The organism is Brevibacillus sp. Leaf182, assembly GCF_001423865.2.
Lineage (GTDB): Bacteria > Bacillota > Bacilli > Brevibacillales > Brevibacillaceae > Brevibacillus > Brevibacillus brevis_C.
Genome location: NZ_LMPN02000024.1, coordinates 31,632 through 52,015, shown reverse-complemented (window position 1 = coordinate 52,015; position 20,384 = coordinate 31,632). Strand labels below are relative to the sequence as shown.

Here is a 20,384-nt window from a genome sequence, read left to right as displayed (position 1 = left end):
GGCAATTGACAGCAAGAGGGGGATGGGAAATGCGTTACGGAATTATCGGCGCGATGGATGAAGAAATCGCGCTTTACTTGGAAGCGATGCAAGAGACGACTACTGCCACCAAAGCAGGCATTACCTATTACACAGGTAAAATGGAAGGCAAAGATGTCGTGCTGTGCAAATCAGGTGTCGGCAAGGTGAATGCTGCCGTGACGACACAAATTCTCATCGATTCCTTCCAAGTAGAACGTGTCATTTTCACAGGTGTGGCAGGAGCTGTTCACCCTGAATTAAATATTGGTGACATTGTGGTTTCGACGGATTGCATCCAACATGACATTGATGTGACACCACTTGGCTTTGAGCCAGGACAGATTCCGTTTACAGAGCAATGGACCTGGCAAGCGGATGCTGAGCTGATGCAGCAAGCGATTGATGCGGGCCAGGAACTGGAAGCGGGCGTTCAAGTAGTGAGCGGGCGTATCTTGTCCGGCGACCAGTTCGTTGCCAGTCGGGACAAGGTGAAATGGCTGTATGAGCAATTTGCAGCACATTGTACGGAAATGGAAGGGGCATCTGTAGGACAAGTATGTGCGATGAATGGCGTACCGTTTGTTGTGGTTCGCTCGATGTCGGATAAAGCAGACGGCTCCGCGCATGTTAACTTCGTGGAATTTACCAAGCTGGCTTCCCAACGCTCCTATGCGATTGTCCGTAACATGTTGACAGCTTCAGCAGCATCGACAACTGCGGGAGTGATCGTCTACTCGACGAAAAACTGTGTGGATTGCGACATGGTAAAGAATTGGCTGACAGCAAAAGGTGTTTCTTTTGAGGTGCGCGATGTCATGACGAGTCGTGTCTATCAAGAGGAAGTGGAGCGCTTTGGCTTCATGGGTGTGCCTGTAACAGTCGTGGGAGATAAAGCGGTAAAAGGCTTTGCACCTTCTGAGTTGGAAGAGCTTGTGAAATAGCGTTTTGGAACAGAAAAAGCGTGCTGACCAGTACCAAAAAGGTACGAGGGCAGCACGCTTTTTTTACTTTTCTGATCCAATAGGTGCATACAGCATTGCACGTTCTAACGTAAGCCGATTTTTTTCCGTGATCTCTGCTCGTCGTGGGATTGTTGGGAATGGTTCATCAAAAAGCCGAGATGGCAAGGGCAAATCCGTCTCAGGTTGCCAGCGCTTGAGCCAGGCTTCGGGAAGATCACCGTCCGTAAGAGGCTGATCGCTCATCTCACTCCAGACCAGGGTCCACGCCCGCGGCACTACCCGCCAAATATCGTAGCCCCCGCCGCCTACAGCAATCCAGCGACCGTCACAATATTCATGAGCGAGACGGTGAGCAAGACGAGGAATCGCCTGATAAATCTTCATTGAGCAAGACAAATGGGTGAGGGGATCGTACGCATGAGCGTCACAACCATTTTGGGTCAGGATGACATCAGGTTTGAAGCCAGCCGCTAGCTTTGATACCAGCTCTTCATATACTTCCAGAAAAGAATCGTCTTCTGTGAAGGCATCGAGCGGAACGTTGACAGAATAACCGTAACCGCTTCCATCTCCACGTTCAGACAAATTCCCTGTGCCTGGGAAGAGATACTTTCCCGTTTCGTGAATGGATACAGTCAGTACATGAGGGTCATCGTAAAACGCCCACTGTACCCCATCTCCATGATGGGCATCTGTGTCGATATACAGCACGCGCGCATTCCAGTTTTTTCGCAAATAAGCGATCGCGACGGAGCAATCGTTGTAGATACAAAATCCAGAGGCGCGTCCACGAAAGGCATGATGCAGTCCACCAGCGGGATTGAAGGCGTGTTCTGCCTGTCCACTCATAACCGCGTCCACTGCGTTTAACGTACCTCCGACGATCAGCGAGGACGCTTCATGCATGTTCGAAAAACAGGGAACATCCTCTGTTCCCAAGCCATAACTGGCTGCCTGCGGAAGCTCGTGTTCACTATGGCCCTGATCGCGAACAAATTGGATATAACGCGGGTCATGCACTAGGGCGAGTTCTTCATCTGTCGCCGGTCGGGGAGTCAGGATGTCTGAGTCTTTGAGTATTCCGTAACTGCTCATCAGATCATGTGTAAGGAGCAGACGACGCTGGTTGAACGGATGATCATCATGAAAATAATATTGCGTGTAGTCTGGAGAGTAGATCAGACGAGCATTTCGGCTCACTGGGGTATCCCTCCTTCCGTAGGTCCGATTACGGAAAAGCCCTTTTCAAGGAGCAATTGCGTCACGATACGAGGATCAATTGTCTGTACCCGAAAAACAAGGTTCTTTTTTGCGTGCTGTTTCCCAGGAAAAACCACGACGCTCGTGACATTTACTTGTGCATCGCGAAAGACTTGACTGACTTCTGCCAGCATGCCAACGCGGTCATCTACTTCGACTTCGATATGGGAGCTGGGTTTGTTAACGCCGAAAAGTTCGATCAGGCTAGAGAAAAGATCCGATTCTGTGATTAATCCTACGAGCCGATTCCCTTCGACGATGGGTAGTGAGCCGATTTTGTGCTCGTATAGTTGGAGGGCTGCGTCTTCGATGAAATCTAGTGGGTGGGCAGTGATGACTTGTTGATTCATGATATCGGCTACAGGCTTGTGCAGGACGGTGTCGTCATCGTCATGTGTCAGCAGGCGAGAGGGGAGAGCGTCTCGCAGGTCACGGTCCGAGACAATACCTACGAGTGAGTCGTTTTTAATGACGGGTAAATGCCTGATTCTGTTTGCACGGAGGAGAAGAAGCGCTTCTCCGATTGTAGTGGATGGCTGGATCGTAACAATTTTTTTTCGCATAATCTCTTCAATACGCATAAGAGTGACCTCCTGGAATCAAAAGGCATCCAAACTAGTAAAGAAAACGATTTTGAAACCGCATAGCATCAAAGGCAACGACTGTTTCTGGCGGTACACGCTTGCCGATTTTTGCCATGAGACAGTTGGCGGGATGTGAGCATATTTCTGGATCGTCTGTCGCCATCCAGCTCAAGCCTGCGCTACCCATGACCTTTTCCATGACCTTTCTGTATTGCCATACATCGAGTCCTGTTCCTTTCAGGTCCCAATGCCAATAATATTCCGTTGTAATAATGACGTAGTCTTCCATGGCGTCGTCCAAGAAGGCGACTTCCAGTAGCTTTTTGCCTACGCCACCCGCTCTCACTTTATGACTGATTTCAATCGCGCCCAGCTCCAGCAAATCGGGCAGTTGGGCTTGTGACCATCGCTCCAGTGGATCGGGGTGCAGAAAGGTCACGTAGCCGAGGACGAGGTCTCCTTCGCGTGCAATAATAATGCGCCCTTCAGGCAAATCCGCGATTTCGATGAGAGCTTCATGCTGCTGTTCAGGGATACGAAAAGCTTTCAGCCCCTCATCAAAGCGTAATGAGGCCAGATAACTTCCTGTAATCGGTCCTTCGACGAGCAGCTCCTTGTTGTTCACCATTAAGCTCAATGAATGATAGCGTTTGACGTGCTCCATCAGTTCCCCCCCTTACGTTTGTAGAAAAACAGAGATGGCGTCTAACCATCTCTGTCAGTTGTCATTCCAGTTTATTCTGTGGTGTTGGCAGTTACGATGTTAGAATGTGGCGATTCTCCGTAACTGTTGACTGCGGTAATGTAGTAGTTACTGCCATTCGGTACTTCTGCTGCGTGTGTAAAGTTTGTGCTAGAGACAGTACCGAGTAACAAATAGCCGCTTGCTGAGTCTGGGCTAAAATATACGTTGTACATCTGCTCAGACGAGCTGCTTCCTTTCCACTTTAGCTGCCAACCGTTAGGCGTGTTTTTGATAGACAAGGATTTCGGAGCAGCAGGTGGTGAAGCGGAATCTGTGTTTGTATTCGTGCCTCCTGATCCATCTGCTGGGTTCGTCACAGTTCCATCTGGATCTGTTTGACCATTCCCGTTATTGTCCATCGGATTCGGGATGCCTGTTTCCGTACCTTGATTTGGATCAGGCAACTGCCATGTCTGTGTAGATCCGACAGAAGCGATTGCGGAAGGCTGCGATTCATTACCAGCGATATCCACAGAAGTGACATAATAGCCTAAATCTCCATGGTGTGCAGTCGTATCGGCAAAAGTCAATTCCGATGGATCTTTCACAGTCGCTACTTTGACAAAGCCGTTCTGCACATCAGCGCGGTAGATGCGATAACCGACCAAGTCAGCTTCTTTGGCTGATTGCCACGTAAGCGTAATTTGCTTGCCTGAGCCTGTAGCCGTTACACCGCTTGGAGAAGAGGGCGCTCCACCTGACTCTGTGCGAGGGTCTTCCTTGTCAGGCAGGCGTTGCTCCCAATCCGGTGGTTGGGTGGCGACCCTACTGTTTTTCGCTTGAATTTGCTCCTTGGTAGGCAGCGGATCAGGTGAGCGGTAGAAGACGCCTTCGGTAACAAAATCTTCAGGTGTTCCTTCCTTCGCCAAATACCGTTCGCCATTATACGTAATGACGCGTGCTTTTTGGTGGGAATCGTCCACCTTCGTCGGAACGAATTTGCTGTTGAATATATCAGTGATCAAATGGCCAGCTTCCTTTGAAAGTTCACTTGGCAAAAGACCTGATTTCGAGTCAACAGTCGCGCTCACAATTCCTGCTGGCTTTTTAAAGGTGGAGTCAGGAGGTGAAAGGTTCGGATGCTTCGCAATGACATCCTTCATAACCTTACCCCATACGACCATCGGAACATATTTGTCCGCGTCCGGCATTGGATATGGCTCGTCAAAGCCAACCCATACCCCCATGGACAGCTCTGGCGTGTAACCGACGAAATAGAGGTCGTTGCTGTTGTTCGTTGTTCCGGTTTTACCTGCCACATCGACTTTGCGCGGCACGTATTTGCGGATGTGTGTACCTGTACCGTTATTGACGACGGAACGCATCATATCAGTGATCAAGTATGCTGTTTGCTCGCTGTACACTTGCACAGGGCTGGTTTCATGACGATAAATGACTTTACCGGTGTTATCTTCAATTCGGTCAATCAGATAGGCATCCACGAAAGAACCGTGATTTGCGAATGTCCCATAGGCGTTTGTAATTTCTTCGACAGTTGTTCCGTAGGTAAGACCGCCAATTACGCCAGTGGCAGCATAGTTGTCAGCATCCACCAATGTTGTGATTCCCATTTTCTTCACGTATTCAAGAGCCGTTGGAATGCCAACTTTCAAATACGTCTTGATCGCCGGAATGTTCCAGGACATCCGCAGCGCTTCGCGGGCACTCATCATCCCTTGCCATTTGTTGTTCCAGTTCTTAGGTAAATGGGAACCGTTCTGGCCGTCAGCGAGTAGCACTGGAGCGTCATCGATTGGAGATGCTGGCTGGAGCAATCCCAGTTCAAAAGCAGGAGCATAAGCTGCTAGTGGCTTCATGGCCGAACCAGGCTGGCGTGGTACGGTGGCGTGGTTCGTCTGTTCCACCTTGAAGTCACGTCCCCCGATCATGCCGAGGATAGCTCCTGTTTTGTTGTGAATCAGCATTGCGCCGACTTCTTCCAGAGCATTTTCGATTTTTTCTGTTTTGCCGTTTGAGCGACGAATCGTATAGGTACGATTCTTACCGAAGTTTTTCGGGTCGGCTGCAACAGCCTGCATGATGTCATATACGCTCTTGTCGATCGTGGTATGTATCTTGTACCCTTTTCGCAGTATATCGCGACGTTTCTCTTCAACCAACTGTCGGTATTCGTTGCGGCCGATGGTTGATTTGTCTCGTCCTTTTTCCAAGAGGTCTGCATCCACAAGTTGACGTGCGGCACGATCTTCAATTTCCATCATCAAGAAAGGCACTTCTCGATAAGCTTGCTGCGTCGGTTTTGCTAACTGTGCCTTCAAATCACTGGCGAGAGCTCCATCGTATTGAGTTTGTGTGATGTAGCCATTTTCCAGCATGCGATCCAGCACCATTTTTTGGCGTTCCTTCCCGCGCTGATAGCTTTCTGCACGGAATGGAGAGTAGGCACCTGGATTTTGAATCATGCCCGCAAGATAGGAGCCCTCAGCGAGCCCGAGCTCTTTTACATCTTTGCCAAAAATCCCTTTCGCGGCAGCCTGAACGCCGTATACGTTTGAACCGTTGGCGTTTTTTCCAAAGTAAATTTCGTTCATGTAGGCTTCTAGAATCTGATCTTTGGAAAACATGCGCTCGATTCGAATCGCGGTAAAAATTTCACGTGCCTTACGTGTGTGGCTAACTTCAGCAGAAAGGATTGTATTTTTTACAAGCTGCTGTGTAATCGTACTACCACCTGTTACGACAGGCTGGTTGGTAATTTCCTGAATCGCTCCGCGCATAGTAGATTGAAGCGAAACTCCGGAGTGGTGGTAGTAGGTTTTGTCTTCAGTTGCGATGATGGCATTAATTAAATAGGGAGAAACGTCTGCTTTCTTCACCAAACGTCGATCGCCTTCTTCGGCCCGCAATTGGCCGATCAGAGAGCCGTCGTTGTAGTAGGCGAATCCAGTCAGATAGTTAGTGAAGATTTTATTCTCCAGTTCCTCCTTGCTGCGCACAGGCTCGTCCTTCACGAGTGCGGCAACATAACCTGTCACGATTCCTCCCGCGACTGCAGCTCCCATTAGCCCGAGTACGAAGACGATTTGGAAGATGATCCAGAACGTTCTACCACGGCTTCTGCGTCGCTTTTTCTTCTTCGGTTCAGAGGAAGATGTGTGGTTATTCGACATAATCTACGACCCCCTAGCATACCACCTGATTATACCATACGAGGAACCTAGAGGATAGAAAATGCGTAGGAATTAGCAAAATGTGTCAAATACCGTTGAAAGTTGTCGGGTGCATGAAAGCAATAAAAAAAGAGCAGGCCGACAAGCGGCACTGCTCTTTTTCTTTTTATCCTCAGACGATTAACGGCTGTAGAACTCAACGATCAGAACTTCGTTGATTTCAGCTGGCATTTCTTCACGGTCTGGCAGACGAGTGAAGGTACCTTCAGCAGCAGCATCGTTGAATGTAACGTAGTTCGGCAGGAAAGTGCGACCTTCCAAAGAGTCCTTGATCAGTTGCAGACCACGGGACTTTTCACGAATGGAGATTACATCACCCGGTTGTACGCGGTAGGATGGGATGTTTACTTTTTTGCCGTTTACCAGGAAGTGACCATGGTTTACCAACTGACGAGCAGCTGGGCGAGTTGGAGCAAAGCCCATGCGGTATACCAGGTTGTCCAGGCGGGATTCCAGCAATTTCATGAAGTTTTCGCCCACTACGCCAGCCATTTTACTAGCATTGTCGAAAGTGCGGCGGAATTGTTTTTCGTTAAGGCCAAACATGTGGCGCAGTTTTTGCTTTTCTTGCAACTGGATTCCGTACTCGCTCAGTTTACGACGGTTGTTGTGACCGTGTTGACCTGGAGGGAAGTTGCGTTTGATGTCTTTTCCTGTACCATCGAGGGAGATACCCAGACGACGAGCCAGTTTGTGACGAGGTCCTGTGTAACGTGACATGTTTTCATTCTCCTTTAATATGGATTCGCAGGTGTTTACTTCCGGCAGGTTAGTTCCTACTTTATCTACACGAACTTCGGACGGTAGCGTTTCCGCATCGTGCTCCTCACAGATGATCAGCCGCAGTCTGTAAAGGGAGGGAACTAAGAGGGTACATCCTTCCGTTTTTACCTACAATCAATGCTACCCTGTACACATACATTCAATAATACTAGGCGCGATATAGTAAAGTCAAGGGAAAAGAAGCACGCCATCCGCCGCAAGAAGTGGGATGGATGGCGCTTTTTGGGTTTTATTTTCGCAACAAAGTAACCGGACCGTCTGGATTATCCCGTTTTTCGAGGAAACGGGTAAAGGTAATGGCTGCATCGGCACGAGGGACGAGGCTTTGTGGCTGGAACTTCTGCTTGTCAGTTGGCACGATACCGAGTGTAGTCGCGATGATGATCGAACCGCGGTACTTCGAATTCGCAATGTCTGAGAGCTGGGACTGGAACATGCCAGGGAAGTCCGTCAGTTTTTTGTAGCCGAGTGCACGAACAATCATATCAGCGAGCTCTTCACGTGTAATCGTCTCATTTGGGTTCAGCTTGGAAGCATTTTTATCGAGAAGACCGCGATCAACAGCACCTTCTACGGCAGAGAAGAAGCGCGAACCATTTGCCACATCGCTATAAGTGGCCTTGCGTTCCAGAGAGTACTGTGGGTAGTGATTGCCTTGGTTGAGACTGATCATGAGCATTTCAATCATTTCGCCACGTGTGATCGGTTTTTGTGGCATAATTTTGCCGTTTTCAAGCGTGAGTGCGTCGTATTCATACATCAACAAGAGTTCCTTTTCCGCCGGATGACCCTCCAAATCGGCAGGAGCAGGACGATGAAGCGCAATCGTTTTGCCAGTAGAGGTAGAGCTCCACTCGCCTGTTACAGCATCAAGGTAATACGGCTGCTCAAACGGCGTCATTGTCGCGCGATAGACGATCTTGGCAGTTCGCTTCGGTGTGTAGGAAGGCTGCTCTTTCGCGCGTTTGGCATCCTCAGGAGTAAGAGGGACGAGGGCGTATACTTCCTCTGCTTTTGTCTCTGTCCACCATTTTTCGCTCGCTTCGGCAGCAGGCAGATGCTTGGGAACTTGTGTCGGGTATGTTTCGCTGCCCAATTCAGTACTGTAACTCATTAGATCGCCTGTTTCTGTGTCAAACGTGAAGTAGGCAGAACCGCTAGCTGCAGCTATTCCATTGATAAAACGCTCAAATCGGATCTGCGTCCGCTCGGAATCAACGGGTTGGTTTTGGATTTCCTCTTCAAAGCGCTCTGTCCAGTAAAGCTGGTGGGCCATGGTTGGCGCCAAATCACGAATCGCTTCCATCGCTTTTGCCTTGAATTTTTCCATGTCTGGTTTTTTAGAAGCGCTTGTTTTTTCTTTACGGTCACGGAAGTCCTTGTTCAATCGGTAGATGTCCCCGGTTACAGCATCCACGGAGACATACGCAAATCCGTCTTCGCTATTGCCCTTTTCGCCGAATTCGAGATCCCAGACAGGACGATTGCCACGGTAGTCTCTTTCATTGTAATTGGCAGAACGAAGCTCGTAGTTGGACAACTTCAATGCTTTCGATGCCCATTGTACAGCTTCCTCTTGGGAGAGCGGTTGTCCGCTGCGGCGTGCAGATAGGACTTTGCTGCTTACAGGCTCAGGATCTTTCGCTGGTTGATACGGAGTTAACGATTGTGTCAATGCTTTCCCGGTCTCCGCATCAATGTAGAAGGTGAAAGGATTCATATACCCGAGAGACGGCTTGTTATTTTGAGTCTCCATCCGATCCCACGGCAGCAGGTAAACTGGTTTTGGATTCGCTTGTTCTTTAAACAGTTTCTCAGCTTCTTCTTCCGAGATTGTCGCATCCGTGTCCTCGAAAGTCACGTCGTTCCACGACAGAGAATAGTTGGTCACTGTGCCGGAAGCATCTACCGTGATATCTGCGCCGTTATCAGGAAAGAGAATGCCGTCCACGTCACGAACAAAGCGGAAATTATAGTAGACTTCCGAGTTCAGCGGAGTTTTTGGCTCTGGCATATCGCGCGTATACAGTCTTGTTTCCGCTGCTTTTCCTGCATTGTTTTTCTCGAAAAAGCGCTTCGCCTGCTCTTGCGCCTCTGTATAGGAAATTCGTTTTGCATAAGGAAGCGAGGAGGCTTCCTGCTCTTGACGCGAATAGGAAGTCAGCTCGCCTGTATTGGCGTGGATACTGACGCTATATGATAGAAGGACTTTTCCATTTTCCGGATCTTTCTTCACCCAACTAAATGACCATTCTGGAAACGGGCGCCAGCTATCCGCTGAACGAAATGACACATTCTGCACCGTCATTCCGGCGGTGGGTACTATTTTTGTAGCGAGTGCCAAGGCTGCTTCCTTGGACAGCTTTGCTTTGGCCTGTGCCACGGAGTCTGCTTGTGCCACAGTAGTCGCCATTTTATTGGTACTCACATGAGGTGACTGTGCATGCGCTTGAGTCACAGGCAGCAACAGACTGGCAGATAGAACAAATGAGCTGGACCGAATGATCCACGGTTTCATAGGAACCCCTCCAACGATGTCATATTCTTCTTATCACCTCTGACGAGAGGAAGTAAAAGTTCGTTTCAGTTCAAATTCACGAAAAAAGCACCCGGCATTTGCAGAAAGGAATGAAATATAGGAATTTTGTACCAAATGTTTTTTTATCAATCTAGAATTGTGAACATGCATCTTATATAATAAGAAATACTATCCATAGAATACAGAACGGTAAGGAGATAATTCGTTTTGGAAACCATTATGTATCTCATTCGTCATGGAGAGACGGAGTGGAATCAGGTTCGTCGTATACAAGGTCACAGTGACATCGCATTGAACGAGCTCGGGGTACGTCAGGCCGAGCAAGTAGCAGGCAGATTCCAAGGTGAGACGATTCACGCTTTTTATTCGAGTGATCTTAGTCGGGCACACGATACGGCTGCCAAGATTGCTGGCAATTTCCAATCCTCTGTTTCTACGCGGACAACCTTGCGTGAGCGCTGCTATGGGGAGTGGGAGGGGCTCACCTATGAAGAAATACGTGAGCGGTTTGAAAATCAGGATGAAGCCTCCTGTGGAATTGAGACATTCGAAGACATGCAGCGTCGAGCTGTAGCTGCCATGACAGAAATAGCAGGGAGTCATCCAGGTGAGGCGATTGTCGTTGTCTCGCATGGCGGTCTCATTAATAGCTTCTTGCATTATGTGACGGTAGGAGAACAAGGAACGGGTATCACACGTATTGATAATACCGGTATTACGATATTTCGGTATGTAGATCGCAGGTGGGAAGTTCTATCCGTTAATGATACAGACCATTTGAAAGCTTGAGAAAATGCTGAGAGAGGGAGTTTCTCGTGTCAAGCAAAATGTTGGGGAAGTTAGAGACAGTCTTTTCCTACACGGCCCATTTTATCTTACAATCTTGGCCGGAAAAGCGCCCAGGCATCCTTTTCTTGACAGATTCCGGGGGCCGCGTAATCAACTTCATGGAAATGCAGGTTGGTCCATCTCGGAATTCTCAAGGGCTTACCCTGCAACACGATGTATCGATTGGCAAAGTCTTTGATTTTATTGAAGAGGCACTTTCCTCCAAAGAGATCGTAGTTAAAACGAGAAGGGAAACGAACAACGTATGTGGAGCCTTTCCTTTGTGTGAAGAAGATGGAAGGGTTCGAGCTGTCATTGGCATGATAGCGCCCGAAGACCAAATTCATTTCGATTTGTCATCCTACATGCGCGGGCTAGAGCCGTTGATTCGCATGGGATATGATGCGTATATTCAACACGTCACCAGCCAGATCGTCATGGATTTGACGTTGCATGATACGACCAAAGAGCTGCTGCAAAGCTTGACGGGTCAGGTCAGTGACATTATCCAAAAAGGCTATTGTTCGGCCGTTAAGCTCGCGGACAATGCCACGTTGATTCCGCAGGAGAACGTAACAACGCAAGAGGCGGAAGTTGGACAAACCCACATTGCTCAACTGGTTTCGAGATTCGGTACGACGCAAATCATGCCTTCCATTTTGGATGACCACAGGCTTGTCGTCGTTCCTGTCTCCTTGAACCAAACACCGCTCTACGCATTGTTTTTGCATCTGCCACCCGAAGAGACAGATTGCGTGTACGATGAACGGGATGTTGCTTTTTTGCAAGAAATAGGCGCGAAGGCAAGCTGTGCGCTTTGGCGTTCGATCATGTCGGACGACCTGCGTCGTGAAGCGAGCAAAAAAGATTTGTTGTATCAGTTGATGTCAAAGATTCAGGCATCGATTGATGTGAATGATGTTTTGCATGAAATCGTGACGAGCATTCCCAGTCTTTATCCGTACTTGTCGGCAGAGCTTTTCCTGACGGTTGAACCCAATGCAACCACCCCGGTCAAACAGCTTTCTTTTCAAGAAGTAGAGCCGTCTACCAGTACCAAGGCCTATTTGGAAGGACGTCTCATTGCCGAAGAAGTGGGGGAAGGGGAGCAACAGGTGACGGTGATCGCAGCGCCACTCTTGGGCAAGCAGGGCATCTACGGTGTATTGCAAGTGACGTCCGATCAGCGAATCACCCTGAATCAGCATGAAAAGGACTACATCTCCATCTTGGCGGATACTGCTGGCACTGCGTTTGAAAACGCACAGCTCTATCAGCAATCGCGCAATTTGATTCGAGAATTACGTTTGATTAATGAGATGGCGCGCCAGTTGAACAGAAGTCTTGATTTAAAGGAAATTCTCGATTTTGTTACGACAATGATGCGGGCTACCTTTGATGCGGAGTTTTGTGCCATCTTGCGAAAAACGCCAGGCGAGGATTGCTTCGATGTACTTTCTTCCTCCATTCCAGCGTTCAATGGCATGGCTATCGATTCAACAGAAAAGCCATTTCAGCAAATCTTGCAAAACAAGCAGGCGTTGTTGCTGGCTCAACCGGGGGCAGGACCACTTCCTTTTTCGCTCTTTACGTGCTGTTCCTTCATGGGGGTTCCGCTCGTTGTTGAGGGTGAGATTAGTGGAGTCCTTTTAGTCGCAGATTCCCGTTATCATTTTTTTAGTTTTGACGACTACAAACTCCTCGAAATATTTGGACAACACGCGAGCTTGGCAATGACCAACGCCGTCCTGCATAATGAAATGGAACGAATGGTCATTACGGATAATTTGACAGGTCTGTACACGAGAAGACATTTAAATGAACGAGTAAGAGGATCATTACAAAAAGACAACTATGGCTCGTTGATCTTGATCGATATTGATTATTTTAAAACTGTGAATGATACATTTGGCCATCAGGTAGGGGACGAGGTACTGATTCAGGTCTCCAATCTGATTCGACATAGCATCCGAGACAGTGATATCGCAGCAAGATGGGGTGGAGAGGAACTCGCTGTTTATTTGCCGCGTGTGGACAAAAACACCGCGCATTCCGTGGCAGAGCGCATACGGGAATGCGTCGAGCAGGAGACGTCTCCGCAGGTCACGATCTCGTGTGGACTAGCGAAATGGAGCAGGGAGATGGATGTAAACCTGAGTGTAGAAGCGCTGTTCCATCAAGCAGACATTGCTTTGTATGAAGCCAAAAATTCAGGTAGAAATCAAATTGTTCTCGCCTAGAGCCAAAACAATGGCTCTTTTCTCTTTTCGGAAAAAAAGGCAAAAAACTTGAGAGGTAGATAAAAAATGACAAAAAACGATGACAAGCAAAGGATTGCAACGCAAGTAGCACCTGATATTTTTTGTCTGGAAATACCTACGCCTTTTGATGTGGGGGCAGTAAACGTCTACTTGCTAAAAGGGGAACACTTGACCTTAGTTGATGTGGGGCCATTGACCGACGATGCGTGGGCGGCCTTAACAGAAGGTTTAGAATCGATTGGGGTAAGCGTGCAAGATATCGAGCAAGTCATACTAACGCATCATCATGTGGATCATTGCGGGCAGTTAGAAAAAATACGGGAAACATCGGGAGCGAAGACGTTTGCCCATCCACAGGCAACCCCTTATGTACAGCAGGATGAGCAGTTTATGACTTTTCATGATCAATTTTTCGAAGAGCTGTACATCCAGAGCGGTGTACCAGAAAAAATGATGGTCATTATCTCGAAATTTCACAAGCTGATGAAGACGTTTTCTGCGCCAAGCCAGATTGACTTTCATCTGAAGCATGAACAAAAGGTTCCGTACTTGGAGGACTGGCAGGTACTGTATACACCAGGACATAGCCAAAGCCATCTGTCGTTGTATCGGGCAAAGGATCAAGTCATGATTGGTGGAGACCATATCATCAAGCGAATTTCATCCAATGCCTTCATTGAACCACCACGGAATCGTTCGAGTACAAGACCACTGACCTTGATCCAATACCGTACAGCGTTGCAAATGTGTGCGGACATGGAGATCGAACAGGTCCTCAGTGGACACGGTCAACCGGTTTACAATCATCGAGAGCTCATACTCGCCCGTCTGCAAAAGAACTGGGAGAGGACAGACACACTCCGTAGGCTTCTTGCAGATGGAGAAAAGACAGCTTTTGAATTGAATGCTCTCTTATTCCCAAACTTGTACAAAAAAGAATTGCCATTGACGCTGTCCGAGACATTAGGGCACATTGATTTATTGATGATTCTCCATCAGATTGAAGTGAGAGAGCAGGATCAAGTCTTGTATTACCACTTGTAAAACCTGATCGTGCAAGAGAAGCTTGCAAGTAGAATAAGGCTATTCCTCCCCGGAAACGCTAAAAGGGACTATTACCCTGGGACCCCACATGAGGCTGACCCAGGGTAGCCGAGGGAGGGTAGCATCTATGCAGAAGTATTTGCCCATTTGCGCGATGGCTCTTGTGTGTACAGTTGTTGTAGGTGGCTGTAATCAAATGAATGTGAAGCAGGATGCGAATACAACGTTTGAACAGGTACGTGACAAGTTCGAAGCGCAGAAATCGTATGCGTTCTACGGCCAAACCAAGCTGTTGACGGCGAATAGTGCCAATGCGAACATGGTTAACTTTTCAGGCAGAAAGGACGGAGAGGCTGTTTACATGAACGTGAAGCTCTCTGTCCCGGAAGAAAACAGAGTGGACAACTTATCCTTGCTCAGCCATGGGAACAAGCTGTATACCAAGCATGATCAAAATGAAAGCTGGAAACATGTCGCAGGGGATAGCCCGGCCTTGCATCAAGAAATGAACAACTGGAACCCCATCGCTTCCTTTCAGCAAATCGACAACATGAAAAGAAACGTCCGGATGCTGCCTGATGAGAATCCAAAAGACGATTTTGAGGCGTTCGGAGTCGTATTGGATTCTGCCAAGCTAAAGAGCTGGCTTGTCACCCAAATGCAAGAGCAAACAAAATCAGGAGCAAAAGTCCAATCGATAGCAGGGCGAGAGAAACCCTACATACCGAAGCTAAAGCTAGCGATGTCTCTCTCGGAAGGCAATTGGAGGGGGACGCCTGCCCATCATACTGGACCCACGATTCAGTCCAAGAAAAAGGTGGACGTAAACGAGCTCGTGAACCAGATGGAAGTAGAGGCAGAGTACACGATTCACTACAATAAAAAAACGATGCTTCCCACAAACATGACGATGTCCATTCGATCTGCGTACGATTTGAACGATCAGCGTGTAAAAGAGCATACGCAGGTAGAAACATATTTGCAGCAATATGGAACAGTAGCCCCCATCACAGCTCCAGAGGAAAAAAGCAAATAGGGAGTAGGAGTAATCAAGTAAGACGTTCCTCTTGCAAAACAGACAGGAGCGTCTTTTTTTTCTGTCAGGGAAAATTGAAAAATGGAGGTAACGTGCTCGATGCTTTTTACGTACTTCTTATGTGAAAGAAAAACTAGGCGATAGCGGTTTTTTTCGATGGAATCAGCATTTCGAGAAGGAATACTGGAAAACATTGTCGAACATACAACAAGACTATCTTTTTTCGTCGAATAATCTGTACAATAGGAAAGATGCCTGATGGATCAGACGAAAATGCGTATTTTATCCGCAGCAGCGAAGCTTTTTGATGTTCATGGCTACAAAGGGACCTCCGTAAGACAAATTGCCTCTGTTGCTCAAGTAAATTCCGCGCTGATTTCCTATCACTTTGAAGGGAAGCAAGGAGTCCTGGAGACGTTGATTGCTTCTTACTTTGAGACGTTGTTTCGCCTTTTGGAAGAACTGGAAAACGAGCAGGAAAACATCCCTGCCTATCAACGATTGGAACAAGTTGTGCAGCTTTATTTGCAATTTCAATGTGAGCATGCGCCTATCACGCGTTTGATTCATCGTGAGCTGAGCGTAGAATCCATGCTTGCACGTGAAGTGATGACACTTTACATGAGCCGATGGAAGCACGGGCTTTCGCGCGTCATCGAGGGCGGTGTCGTCTCGGGTGAGTTTTTGCCCGTCTCTATTGATCGTACAGTACTGGCTATGACGAGCCAGATGATATATCCATTTTTGCAACCACAAATGGTTCGCCAGGTCTATGATCTGGAACCATCTTCCGAGGAGTTCGTCCAATGGCTGCAAACCTCGATTATGTGTTATCTGCGAGGTTCTTTGCTGCCCGCTTAGGCGTGGCCTCTCCCAATGAATGATTCTAGTAAGGGGATGTATGACAAGTGAAACGAAAACTATTCATGCTCTGTTTGGCAGGCATGTTGCTATATACGAATCCGGCTTATGCGACGCCGTTTCCAGATAAAAAAGACGAAGTTGTTCAGGACGCTGACAACTATTTGAAAAAAGAAGACAGGACGGCCTTTGCAACTTCATTGAACGGCATACCAGGCAGCTACAAAGTCGTGGTCGTAGAAAGCACTGCACCAGAAGCCGAATCTCCAGATATCTACGCGCAAAAGCTGTTTGACAATTACAATTTAGCCGACGATGCACTCATGATCGTACTCGACATGAACACCGAGCAGTTGGGGATTTATGCTGGTCCTAATTTGCAGGCAAAAGGTGCCACGATGGCATTACTGCATGACAAGGTCGCGTCTTTCTATGAACCATTCCGTACACAAAAACAGTATTTGACCGGGATTCAGACGTTAATTGCGGAAGTAAACCAAGAGCTTAGCCGCATTGAAAGCAAGCAAGCAACAGCAAAACCGGGTGCGACCGACGCTAGTAAAGCGGAAGAAAGCGAAAGCAGTAGCGCACTCGGAGGTATTCCATGGTGGATTTATCTGGTTGGAGCAGTATTTGCTGGGCTATCGATCGGCTTGATTTACGCGATGATCAGACGCCGTGCTATTTTTGCCCAAGTAGATGATGTAGAGGATTGGAAGGAAGAGCTCGTTGAAAAGATCAATGTCATCGAAGTAGAAAAACCGCTTCGTCGTTCCAGTGGCATGACAGAAGTACGTTATCACCACTTGGCTGACAAAAAAGAAAATCTGTTGCGCATTCGCATCCCTGATGTGGAAATGATGATTCTCGATGCAGAAGAGGCTTGCGATCGCTTCCGTTTTACGTTGGCACTTGGCATGCTAAATGAGGCGAGAGAGGCTATTTCAAAAATTGAGGAAGAGCTGAATGAGTTAAAAACAGACACTTCCAACGTGGCAGTTACCAAGCAAGAAAACAAGGTTGTTGTTCCTGAGATCGGAAAGCAAGTGGAGCAGATGGAACGACGATTGTCCGATTTGCGTCTGGAGTACGGATTGTCTTTCCATGAGCTAAAAGCATCACTCGATGAAGTAGACACGATGCGAAAACTCGTAAAAACTTCGCGGGCGGCAGGGGACGACATTGCGGCGTACGAAACCACACAAAAAGCTCAGCAAGTGCTAGAGCAGGTGGGACAAGCGATGGAGCTCATTCCGAAGCTTGTGCAACGCGTGAAAAAAGAAATGCCGGAAGAATTCAAGCATCTGGAAGAAGGAATTGAGCAGGCCGTTCGTGATGGCTTTGATTTAAAACAGGATTCCTTGGACAATGCCCTCTTGCAGGCGAAGCAATTGGTCATGTCCGCGAAAAGCGCTTTGGAAGAGGGCAGCCTGGAAATGGTGTTGACCCATGTCAAAGCGTTCGAAGTACTCCTTGATGCGACGTATCAAGCGATAGAAGATGGCGTTCTTGCCCGTGATGAAGCAGCAGCGACGGTATATGCAGAAGCGGAACCGCAAGCAGAAGTGAATCAAGACAAAGATGAAGCAGAATTTATACAGGTAGAAAAGAGAGCTGAAGTAGGAGAGGTGGAACAGGATGATTCGCTACAGGAAGTAGCTGCGACATCCGCGGCTGTGGAGCGGGAGATTCGTATACCTGAGCCGACTCCAGCTAGCGAGACCGAGCATTCTACCAGCGAGGCAGTTTCTGAAAAGCCGACGCCTCTCCAGCAGTCAAAAGTAGAAGAAGAGCGAACGGTGCGAGGAAAATCCTCAGAGCTGAGTGAAGCTGAACGTTCTGTTTTGTTGCAAGCAATTCCTCAGCTTTTCAATAAAAAAGCACAAAAGCCTGCTCCAGCAGCTAAATCTGAGGAGCCTGCTTACGAAGAAGAAGAAGAAGAGTATGAACTGGTCATGCCGAAGAGTCAGCCTGAACAGGAAGAGATAATTCCGGAAGAAGAAGAGCAAACATATTTGGTCATCGAAACGGAAGACGATGCGCTGGATGAATTGGAGCGAATTTCTAACACATTAGTCCGCGTCCGTCAGCAAATCAAGCGCAGCTACTTGCCGGGGATTCCGGATCAATTGAAATACATGTTTGAAGAAGTCGTGCAAACGTTGGGCCGCGTGCAAACGATCATGGAGCAGTACCGCTATGATCTGGAAGAGGTGGCCATGCTGGTTCAGGACGCGAGTGATTTGGTCGACGAAACAGAGCGGATGGCAGAACGTATTATTACAACTTGTCAGATGGCAGAGGGTGCCATTCAGTATACAAACCGTTACCGTCGCCAAAATCGTCAGGTGAATGAGTTGTTGACAAAGGCAGAGATATCATTTCGACAACTGGCTTTCGCAGAAGCCTATCAGCTTGCCGAGGAGGCCCGTCTGGTAATCGAAGGCGCACCAGCCGAAGAGGACAACCGTTGGCTTCTCCGCCGTAAGAAAAAGGGATGAGTCCGATGATGATCTTTCCTCTGTTCTTATTGGTAGTTGGCATTATCGTCATGGTACAGCCACGGACAAAACGCTGGCAATCGCGGATGAACACCTATTTTCAAGGAGACGAAAGGCGCATCAAGCAGCGTGCCAACACGTTTTTTCTGTTGGGCTTAGCCTTTTTGTTCGCTGGATTTGCGTATTTGTTCCGCCTTGTCGGATAAACCAATAATGAATAGTAAAGCACCTGCTAGGAAAAGATGGACGTGCCTTCTTTTGTAGCAGGTGCTTTTTGTTGGGCAAAAAAAAGAAGCATCGCTAACGTAGGCGATGCCCCATCTAGGAAGATAAAGGGAGTAAGGTCTGTTAAACCAGCACATTACAACTAGGGGGGAGTAATGTGCTGATTTCTCTTTTCATGAAAAGAGAACCTGATTCATAGTTTCCCCAATCCCTCTTGGTCTAAACGTCATTCTCGTAAAAAAATTCAAATGCTTCCTGCGCACTATGTGTACCCGCAGAATGGCCGGACGAAAAGGCGATGGTGATGTTGTAGCCACCGGTATGGGCGTGGACGTCCATGACCTCACCAGCAAAATACAGCCCATCCATGAGCTTGGATCTCATCGAACGTGGATCGATCTCTTTCACGCTCACGCCGCCACCTGTAATGAACGCTTCCTCAAGAGAGAGCGTTCCCGTAATCGTGAGTGGAAAAGATTTGATCAAACTCGTGAACGTGCTCCACTCTTGTTTCTTCATATGGCTGTAGGTCGTTTCTTCCGAAATTCCTGCCATCGCAAGCAAGAGAGGAATAATCCGTTCGGGGAGGAAGCCTTTGATTGCATTTTTTACTGCCTTTTTTGGCTGCTCCTCAATCAGTTGCCAGCTTTCTACGGTGATTTCCTCGGCCGTTCTGTCAGGCATGAGATCGATCGTCAGAGATAGAGGTACCGCTCCGTATTTTCGTTGCGACACAGAGACATAGTGCCCCATTCGCAGGGAAGCGGGTCCTGATATTCCGAAATGAGTGAAGATCATATCGCCTTCTTGGGTGTTGATCTTTTTCCCATTGGGCGCATACAAGGTCATCGTAATATCACGCAGCGACAGACCCTGAATGGATTTATCACGAATAAAAGAGTCATTGGCTGTAAGCGGTACTTCAGTAGGATACAGCTCTGTGATCGTGTGCCCGGCTGCTTTCGCCCATGCATAGCCATCGCCTGTAGACCCTGTCTGTGGTACAGAACAGCCTCCGACAGCAATAATCACACAAGGAGCGGTGATTTTCTCACCGGACTGAAGCATGATGCCGCCGACTCTCCCTTCCGAATAGAGAACTTCTTTTACAGCGGCATTTAAATGGATGGTGGCACTTTGGCGCTTCAATAAATCAATCAACGCTTGAGCGACTGTCACAGCTTTATCTGTGACGGGAAACATACGGCCCCGATCCTCTTCTTTTAACGCGACACCCATCTCCTCAAAAAACTGGATGATCTCTCGGTTGCCGAATTGGGTGAGAGCACTGTACATGAAGCGGCCATTTCCCGGCATTTGTTTGATTAATTCATCTTGCTCCTTGGCATTGGTTACATTACAGCGACCGCCACCAGAAATGATGAGCTTGCGTCCGAGTTTCGAGCCTTTTTCCACGAGACAAACTCTTGCTCCTTTGCCAGAAGCAGCAATAGCAGACATCAGCCCAGAGGGGCCGCCGCCTATGATGATAACGTCATAATTGTATTGTGATCGATTCATTTCATTCTCGTCCTTTGTTGTA

Annotated in this window: 15 protein-coding genes; 8 read left to right on the top strand and 7 right to left on the bottom strand. The window is 48.0% G+C overall.

The window, feature by feature from the left end; all coding sequences use genetic code 11:
* The first annotated feature begins 29 nt into the window (after positions 1-29).
* A complete protein-coding gene (locus ASG16_RS16540) occupies positions 30-962 on the top strand; it encodes a 5'-methylthioadenosine/adenosylhomocysteine nucleosidase (RefSeq protein ID WP_056489384.1) in 933 nt (310 codons plus the stop codon).
* Positions 963-1,025: 63 nt separating this feature from the next.
* Here the strand turns inward: ASG16_RS16540 and ASG16_RS16535 are convergent, their stop codons facing one another.
* The 6 genes from ASG16_RS16535 to ASG16_RS16510 form a co-directional block, all read right to left on the bottom strand.
* A complete protein-coding gene (locus tag ASG16_RS16535; RefSeq protein WP_056489382.1) occupies positions 1,026-2,183 on the bottom strand; it encodes an acetoin utilization protein AcuC in 1,158 nt (385 codons plus the stop codon).
* Complete coding sequence (locus ASG16_RS16530) at positions 2,180-2,824, bottom strand: CBS and ACT domain-containing protein (RefSeq protein ID WP_048033995.1); 645 nt, start codon at positions 2,822-2,824, stop codon at positions 2,180-2,182. Before ASG16_RS16530 ends, ASG16_RS16535 begins: the two co-directional genes overlap by 4 nt.
* Before the next feature lie 34 nt (positions 2,825-2,858).
* Positions 2,859-3,491: a hypothetical protein gene (locus tag ASG16_RS16525; protein ID WP_047071930.1), complete on the bottom strand. Its 633-nt coding sequence runs from the start codon at positions 3,489-3,491 to the stop codon at positions 2,859-2,861.
* Between the two features lie 71 nt (positions 3,492-3,562).
* Positions 3,563-6,703, bottom strand: a complete 3,141-nt coding sequence (locus ASG16_RS16520; RefSeq protein ID WP_056489380.1) for a penicillin-binding protein 1A — start codon at positions 6,701-6,703, stop codon at positions 3,563-3,565.
* A gap of 180 nt (positions 6,704-6,883) precedes the next feature.
* Positions 6,884-7,483, bottom strand: a complete 600-nt coding sequence (rpsD, locus tag ASG16_RS16515; RefSeq protein WP_048033993.1) for a 30S ribosomal protein S4 — start codon at positions 7,481-7,483, stop codon at positions 6,884-6,886.
* Positions 7,484-7,775: 292 nt separating this feature from the next.
* Positions 7,776-10,064, bottom strand: coding sequence for a YcdB/YcdC domain-containing protein (locus tag ASG16_RS16510; RefSeq protein WP_056489378.1), 2,289 nt, complete (start codon positions 10,062-10,064; stop codon positions 7,776-7,778).
* A gap of 228 nt (positions 10,065-10,292) precedes the next feature.
* Between ASG16_RS16510 and ASG16_RS16505 the strand changes: the two genes are divergently transcribed.
* The 7 genes from ASG16_RS16505 (at position 10,293) to ASG16_RS16470 (ending at position 18,822) form a co-directional block, all read left to right on the top strand.
* Positions 10,293-10,874, top strand: coding sequence for a histidine phosphatase family protein (locus ASG16_RS16505; protein ID WP_048033991.1), 582 nt, complete (start codon positions 10,293-10,295; stop codon positions 10,872-10,874).
* A 38-nt stretch (positions 10,875-10,912) separates the two neighbouring features.
* Positions 10,913-13,153 (top strand): sensor domain-containing diguanylate cyclase, encoded by a 2,241-nt coding sequence (locus ASG16_RS16500; RefSeq protein ID WP_056489847.1) that lies wholly within the window; start codon positions 10,913-10,915, stop codon positions 13,151-13,153.
* A 66-nt stretch (positions 13,154-13,219) separates the two neighbouring features.
* Complete coding sequence (locus ASG16_RS16495) at positions 13,220-14,218, top strand: MBL fold metallo-hydrolase (RefSeq protein WP_056489376.1); 999 nt, start codon at positions 13,220-13,222, stop codon at positions 14,216-14,218.
* A 127-nt stretch (positions 14,219-14,345) separates the two neighbouring features.
* Positions 14,346-15,254: a DUF6612 family protein gene (locus tag ASG16_RS16490; protein ID WP_056489374.1), complete on the top strand. Its 909-nt coding sequence runs from the start codon at positions 14,346-14,348 to the stop codon at positions 15,252-15,254.
* 258 nt (positions 15,255-15,512) lie between these two features.
* A complete protein-coding gene (refZ, locus tag ASG16_RS16480) occupies positions 15,513-16,115 on the top strand; it encodes a forespore capture DNA-binding protein RefZ (protein WP_056489372.1) in 603 nt (200 codons plus the stop codon).
* Between the two features lie 47 nt (positions 16,116-16,162).
* Positions 16,163-18,616: a septation ring formation regulator EzrA gene (locus tag ASG16_RS16475; protein WP_056489370.1), complete on the top strand. Its 2,454-nt coding sequence runs from the start codon at positions 16,163-16,165 to the stop codon at positions 18,614-18,616.
* Positions 18,613-18,822, top strand: coding sequence for a hypothetical protein (locus ASG16_RS16470; protein WP_056489368.1), 210 nt, complete (start codon positions 18,613-18,615; stop codon positions 18,820-18,822). The genes ASG16_RS16475 and ASG16_RS16470 overlap by 4 nt, the downstream gene beginning before the upstream one ends.
* Before the next feature lie 238 nt (positions 18,823-19,060).
* Here ASG16_RS16470 and ASG16_RS16465 read toward each other — a convergent pair whose 3' ends face one another.
* Positions 19,061-20,362, bottom strand: a complete 1,302-nt coding sequence (locus ASG16_RS16465) for a BaiN/RdsA family NAD(P)/FAD-dependent oxidoreductase (RefSeq protein WP_056489843.1) — start codon at positions 20,360-20,362, stop codon at positions 19,061-19,063.
* Positions 20,363-20,384: the final 22 nt, after the last annotated feature.

What these genes read in the sequence shown, in the direction of transcription:
- ASG16_RS16540 (WP_056489384.1), top strand. Translation starts at nt 30, where the DNA reads ATGCGTTACGGAATTATCGGCGCGATGGATGAAGAAATCGCGCTTTAC.
- ASG16_RS16530 (WP_048033995.1), bottom strand. Translation starts at nt 2,824, where the DNA reads ATGCGTATTGAAGAGATTATGCGAAAAAAAATTGTTACGATCCAGCCA.
- ASG16_RS16525 (WP_047071930.1), bottom strand. Translation starts at nt 3,491, where the DNA reads ATGGAGCACGTCAAACGCTATCATTCATTGAGCTTAATGGTGAACAAC.
- ASG16_RS16520 (WP_056489380.1), bottom strand. Translation starts at nt 6,703, where the DNA reads ATGTCGAATAACCACACATCTTCCTCTGAACCGAAGAAGAAAAAGCGA.
- rpsD (WP_048033993.1), bottom strand. Translation starts at nt 7,483, where the DNA reads ATGTCACGTTACACAGGACCTCGTCACAAACTGGCTCGTCGTCTGGGT.
- ASG16_RS16510 (WP_056489378.1), bottom strand. Translation starts at nt 10,064, where the DNA reads ATGAAACCGTGGATCATTCGGTCCAGCTCATTTGTTCTATCTGCCAGT.
- ASG16_RS16500 (WP_056489847.1), top strand. Translation starts at nt 10,913, where the DNA reads ATGTTGGGGAAGTTAGAGACAGTCTTTTCCTACACGGCCCATTTTATC.
- ASG16_RS16495 (WP_056489376.1), top strand. Translation starts at nt 13,220, where the DNA reads ATGACAAAAAACGATGACAAGCAAAGGATTGCAACGCAAGTAGCACCT.
- ASG16_RS16490 (WP_056489374.1), top strand. Translation starts at nt 14,346, where the DNA reads ATGCAGAAGTATTTGCCCATTTGCGCGATGGCTCTTGTGTGTACAGTT.
- refZ (WP_056489372.1), top strand. Translation starts at nt 15,513, where the DNA reads ATGGATCAGACGAAAATGCGTATTTTATCCGCAGCAGCGAAGCTTTTT.
- ASG16_RS16470 (WP_056489368.1), top strand. Translation starts at nt 18,613, where the DNA reads ATGAGTCCGATGATGATCTTTCCTCTGTTCTTATTGGTAGTTGGCATT.
- ASG16_RS16465 (WP_056489843.1), bottom strand. Translation starts at nt 20,362, where the DNA reads ATGAATCGATCACAATACAATTATGACGTTATCATCATAGGCGGCGGC.